Annotated in this window: 2 protein-coding genes; both read left to right on the top strand. The window is 66.6% G+C overall.

The window, feature by feature from the left end; all coding sequences use genetic code 11:
• Positions 1-442 precede the first annotated feature (442 nt).
• Positions 443-2,797 (top strand): hypothetical protein, encoded by a 2,355-nt coding sequence (locus tag MJD61_01545; protein ID MCG8553961.1) that lies wholly within the window; start codon positions 443-445, stop codon positions 2,795-2,797.
• Positions 2,798-3,973: 1,176 nt separating this feature from the next.
• Complete coding sequence (locus tag MJD61_01540) at positions 3,974-6,070, top strand: hypothetical protein (GenBank protein ID MCG8553960.1); 2,097 nt, start codon at positions 3,974-3,976, stop codon at positions 6,068-6,070.
• The last annotated feature ends 182 nt before the right edge of the window (positions 6,071-6,252 follow it).

Here is a 6,252-nt window from a genome sequence, read left to right as displayed (position 1 = left end):
TCGCCCCATGCTCATCGAATGATCCGCGAGCTCGAGAGCAAAGGGCTCATCCGCTCATCCGTCGAACCCCCCGATTGGCACGAAGCATCGAACTGCTCGTCGCTCCCGACGACCTCCCCGTGCTCCGATGACTCCGAGCCAACCGATCATCTCCCCTGTGGAGAGGTACTAGTACTTTAGGGCCATTGCGGTGTAGGACGGACTGCGTTACCGGTGCGGATGAATTGAGCAAGCGTTCAGACCGATACGGGTCTTGCTGCGAGGGTCAGGCGTTTCGAGGACAACTCGAGTGCAAGGAGGTGCGCCATGGGAAGGTCGTGGGTAGTCAGCGGGCAAGGGTTACGTGCCGGCTTGGTATCGCTGAGCGTGATCGGTGGCTTGCCAGGATGCGGTGTTGAACGAGAGGCATCGGGATCAACGGCAGCGCTCAAGGGAGCTGCCTTTGACGAGAGTACCCGCCGCGGGTGGGGGGGGGGGGACGGCAGGTAGGGGGGCGCCGATCGACGCTTCTGATCTGCGGATCGCCCCGAGTCGTGTCGGACCGCGCGTTGCTGTCCGGGACTTCGCTACTGCTCGGGATTTCGTTGCTGCCCGGGATTTGAACGACACGGCAGGGTCGTTCAAGTCCGAGCAGACGACGCCTGTCTGGCGTTGGTTCTTCGCCGACGTGCACATCCACGCGGTGGGCTGTCAACGTGCTGCCGGACCCTGGGCTCCGGAGTGGTTGGCCCCGAACACGATCTTCGCGGCCATGGACAAGCGCGGCCTGGATGTCGGCAGTGCATTGATCTGGGGCCAATCGGGCTGGATGCCGGATCGCTCGAATGCCACGGACTACGAATGGCCCTGGATCATCGGCACGGACAACACGGACCCGGGCTATCCCGGTAAGATCTTGCGCTATGATCTGGAGGCCTCGGGCTATCCTGCTAGCGACATGGGCCACATCACGGTCCTCGGGCTCAAGAACGTGGCCGCGCTTGGACCCTGTGGCTGCGAAAACGACAGCTGCCGTAACAGGAACACGGGCTGTAACGTGCCTTCGCTGCACGAACTCTACACCTCGACCATGCCGAAACTCGGCAGCGGCCTACCTTTCGTGGCTTGGGCCATGAATCAATCGGTGACCGGGGGACAAGCGGACGTGTACGGCGTCAACCATACTCAGGCCTGGCGTCTCGATTACACGAACTCCGTGGATTTCCTCGCGCCACGGGAACTGCCCGTGCACGTCGCGAAAACGGGCCCTCCCTGGCCGAAGTTCATGGCCGTGGAGATACCCGAGCCCGACCCGGGTGGCCAGGCGGCAACCGGGCCGATGCCACGCGGCGCCTTTCAGCTCTGGAGCGACATCCTGGACAGCGGCTACTACATCGCGCTCGCAGGCGGCAGCGACAATCGCTGCATGCAGAAACAGATCGGCATGATGCGCACCGCGCTTTTCTTCGATGATGCCGCGGGTGGAGGATTGACGTTCAACCAATACACCAATGCGCTCAACGGGGGCCGCACCGTGCTCGTTGCGGGCGCGCGTGAGGATCCCAACTGCGACGACATGACCTGCGACGACTGGGCGAGCCTCGCGATTCAATGGCACTCTGGAAGCAATCCGGTGGGAGGAACCGCCCACATCGGCAACTCGTACCATGTCATCAACCACCACGATGTCTTCAACTTCAGCGTCACGGGTAATCTGCTGGTGGACGGTGCGGTTCAGGTCCTGTGGAACGGTCACGTCTTTCTCGAATGGCAAGTCGACGCCGGTCCTATCGACCTCTCCTCCAACGTCCCGCTCACGAACGTGCCGAGCGGCTGGGTCACCGTACGCACGCCTCGCGCGCAGACGAGTCCGATCTACGTGGTCACCAGCGGCCGCCCGATTCACCATCCGCTTCCCACGGCCAATCCGCAGTTGGTGCCCGATCCGCAGGCGCCCTGCCGCATGGCCCAGCACGTGCAGAACCTGATCAACCACACGCCGGGCTCCTCGCAGCATTCCGTGTACGAGCAGGCCCTGGGCGCCTACCTGGGCCGAGCCAGCGACCACGGGACGACCTGCAACCTGGGGGCCGCACCCGACCCGCCTCCTCCTTCGTGCCCGAGCACGCCCGAGGAGGACATGGAGCCGCTGGACGACTACCCCGATTACTTCCCTGGCAAACAGCTCACGGTTGACCCTGTGAACGTCTCGACCCAACGCATCACCGGCCGGCTGACGCGTCAGAACACTGCAGTGCTGTGGTCGCAGCCGTTCGGCGGCGCCCCTCAACTTTGTCCGCGACCCGGCATCGATCCCATTCCAACCTGGTGTCCCGACCATGACCACTTCGTCATCCCGGTCACCTGCGTAGACGGCAAGTCCTACCTGCGCGGGCGCATCGTGCTGCGCACCGAGGCCAGCCTGAACCTGGAGCCGTATCGCGTGGAGTACTGCTGGTCGGACAGCAGCCAGAGGTGCGGCATCGACCACGACAACGACCCGAACACACCGCGCCTCGTTACGTCCCGGCTTGAAGGGACGTCTTTGGGTGGCGGCACGAACCTCAACGCTCCGATCGATGTCGCGTGTAATCCGAACCAGGAGCTCTATCTCAACATCTGGGTAGCACCCGGGGGCCCGGCTGGCTGGATCCCAGCACACTCGACGCAGTGCGACACGAACCCAGAGCCAGCAAACTGCTGCGATGTCTATTCGCTGTACTACTCGGTCGAGGGTGTCGACGACGGCTTCATCTACTCGAATGGCAGCGGGGCCACCGAGTATTCAACCCCGACGGCAAACCCCAGCAACCCGTAGAATTCGCGCTGCGCGCTGTCGCGGTCCTTCTTGCCGCACAAACGAAGGAAACTCTTGGATGCTTTCACACGATCACCGCTTCCTTGCCCTATGGCTTGTTGTCCTCGGTGCAATGCTCGTGGGCTGCGGAGCCAGGACGACGAGCACAGGAGCGGCGGGCTCGCTCGTGGGGCGCGCTGGCGGCCAGAGCGGCACCATGGTTCGCGCAGGCACAGGTGGCCACAGCGGGGTGGGGCGGGCCGGTACCTTTGCTGGCAACGCGGGACGCTCGGGCCAGGGCGGAAGAGGAGGCTCTGGCTCTCCGGCGGGCAGGGGTGGCGCCGGGGGCATGAGCGGCTCCCTGGGTCAGGGCGGCACAGCGGGCTCTGGAGGGGGCGTGGGCGGCGTTGGGGGAATGGGGGGCTGGGCCGGCGCGGCGGCTGCCTCCGGGGCAGGACCAGGCATGGGCGGTGTAGGCGGCCTGGGTCCAGCTGGCGCCGGTACCTCGCCGTTCGGACCTTGCCCGTCGGGTTTCGTGTGCTCGACGGACCCTCTAGTTCCGGGCCCCCCCTTCTGTGTCCCCTCGGCCACCCTTCTACCTCCGCAGTGCGGGAGCTTGCCATGCATCGCCCTCACGGGTCCCTGCACCGTAGTGGCAGGGCGCAGCTGGTGCCTGCAGTTTTGCACGCCTTGATCGCCCCCTGGATGCTAGGCTTCCTTATTGCCCTTTGGCTCCTCGCTTTCAGCATCATGATCGCGGGCTGCGGAGCCAGGACGACGAGCACAGGAGCGGCGGGCTCGCTCGTGGGGCGCGCTGGCGGCCAGAGCGGCACCAAGGTTTGCGCAGGCACAGGTGGCCACAGCGGGGTGGGGCGGGCCCGTACCTTTGCTGGCAACGCGGGACGCTCGGGCCAGGGCGGAAGGGGAGGCTCTGGCTCTCCGGCGGGCAGGGGTGGCGCGGGGGGCATGAGCGGCTCGCTGGGTCAGGGCGGCACAGCGGGCTCTGGGGGGACCACGGGCGGCGTGGGCGGCGTTGGGGGAATGGGGGGCTGGGTCAGATTCGGATTCGGCTGCGAGCGGTCGTTGCGATGGAATCCGAGCATGACCCGCCGCGCCGATGCAACTGGAGCTACGAGCCGCTGCAGTGGGAGGTCAGCTGTAACGTTGCGTTCGGCCGGACCTCGCGGGAGTGAAGCGATGCAAACGACAATGGTGGCGACCTTTTTGCTCGCAAGCGCGTTCGTGCTTTGTGCTGGCTGCGGCAAGCATCATGGCGGTCCGGTGGGCGCAGGCGGGAGCGTCGACGCAGGCGGCGGCGCGGCACCGGAGGCAGCGGTCGATTCGTGCATTGCGGAGACTGAAAGCTGCAACGGCAAGGACGACGACTGCGACGGCAAGGTTGACGAAGCCCTGAGCCGACCCTGCGGCGCGGATGTGGGTGCGTGCCAGGCCGGCACCGAAACGTGCATGGCGGGCGCATGGCACGGTTGCAGCGCTGCCGGTCCAGCCGCCGAGCGCTGCAACGGGTTGGACGATGACTGCGACGGGACGGTCGACGAAACCTTGAGCCAGGCTTGCGGCAGCGTAGTAGGTGCTTGCAAGGCGGGCAGCGAGACGTGCATGTCCGGCTCCTGGCAGGGCTGCACTGCGGTAGGCCCCGGCATGGAGCTGTGCGATGGCATGCTTGACGATGACTGCGACGGGACGGTCGACGAAGCCTGCGAGTGCGTGACGGGAACCACGCGTGGTTGCGGCTCGAACGCAGGTGCGTGCCGGGCCGGCACGCAAGACTGCCAAGCCGGCGCCTGGGCAAGGTGCGCGGGCTCGCTGACTCCGAGCCTGGAGCGCTGCAACGGGATCGACGACGACTGCGACGGCCGGATGGACGAGTCGCTGGCCCGAACTTGTGGCATGGACGTGGGTGCGTGCCAGGCCGGCACCGAAACGTGCATGGAGGGCACATGGCGAGGCTGCAGCGCCGTCACTCCCACGCCCGAGACGTGCAACGACGTGGACGACGACTGCGATGCAAGGACCGACGAGTCGCTGGTGCAGGCCTGCGGCAGCGATGTGGGCGCTTGCACCGCAGGCACCGAGGTCTGCGAGGACGGCGCGTGGCAAGGCTGCACGGCCACGGGACCCGAGCCCGAGCACTGCAACGGGATCGACGACGACTGCGACGGCCGGGTGGACGAGGCCAGCGTATGCCCCGCGTGTCCCAAGGCGCTGGCCTCAGGCCGCCTGCACACGTGCGCGCTGCTTGGCTCGGGCGCGGTCAAGTGCTGGGGCTACAACGACTTCGGCCAGCTTGGGGACGGCAGCGAGACCAGCCGGCCGGCGCCTGTTGCCGTCCCTGGCCTTGCAGGTGTTGCCCGGATCAGCGCGGGAAGCGACACCACGTGCGCTACGCTGCAGGGCGGCACGGTCAAGTGCTGGGGCGGCAATAGCAATGGCCAGTTTGGCAATGGCACGTGGACAAGCAGCAGCAGGCCCGTGCCGGTGCCGTTGCTCACGAACGCGCTGCGGCTCGTACTGAGTGGCGGCCAGAGCTGCGCGATCATGAGCGCAGGCGAGGTCCGGTGCTGGGGTCTCAACCACAACGGCCAGCTCGGTAACGGCACCTGGACCGGAAGCGCTGTCCCGGTCGACGTCCACGGTCTGCAAGGCGCGGTCGACCTCGCCCTGGGCACGAGACACGCCTGCGCGGTCCTGGCCGCAGGTGAGGTGTATTGCTGGGGCGAAGACGGCGTTCTAGACGGTATTGGCAGGACGGTGCGGAGTACCGTCCCCGTACCAATGGCGGGGCTCTCGGGCGCTGTCGAGGTAGACGCCCTCTCAAGCCACACCTGCGCCCGCCTTGGCACCGGGAAGCTCAAGTGCTGGGGCCTCAACCACGAGGGCCAGCTCGGCAACGGCGTCATGATGCCCGGCAGTTTCCCCGTGACGGTCTCGGGGCTGACCCATGCGGTCGAGCTCGGCGTGGCGGCAGTCCACACCTGTGCGCGCCTAGTCACAGGTCGGGTCAAGTGCTGGGGCGATAACGACAAGGGCCAGCTCGGCAACGGAGCCCAGGTGACCTGGAGCAGCACGCCCGTGGCCGTTTCAGGGCTCGAGCACGCGGTCGAGATCAGCTCGGGTGCCTTCCATACCTGCGCGCGCCTGGACGCGGGCGAGGTTCGGTGCTGGGGCTTCAACCGTGAGGGCCAGCTCGGCGATGGCACCAGGACCAACCGGGCGACCCCGGTGGCTGTCAAGGATCTGCCGCGGCTGCCGCGGTGCGAACGGCGCGATTGAACGCGAGTGGGGTGCTTGGTTCGCGCCACGGCCGGCCGACCCGACCGGGCGCGGTGACGCAAAGGGGCCCATCAAGACACCTCGCTGATGAGGGATGGAATGTCATTATCTGGGCACCAAGGAGCGGCGGCGGCGATGGACCAGTTGATGAGGTCGTCGAAACGCCCTGCCTTGAGGTAGCT

The sequence above is a fragment of the Pseudomonadota bacterium genome, assembly GCA_022361155.1.
Lineage (GTDB): Bacteria > Myxococcota_A > Polyangia > Polyangiales > JAKSBK01 > JAKSBK01.
The sequence above is the reverse complement of the archived record's forward strand: the minus strand, read 5'-3'. Positions and strand labels throughout refer to the sequence as shown.

Excerpts from the sequence above, each read along its gene's own strand:
- MJD61_01540 (MCG8553960.1), top strand. The coding sequence starts at position 3,974 with ATGCAAACGACAATGGTGGCGACCTTTTTGCTCGCAAGCGCGTTCGTG.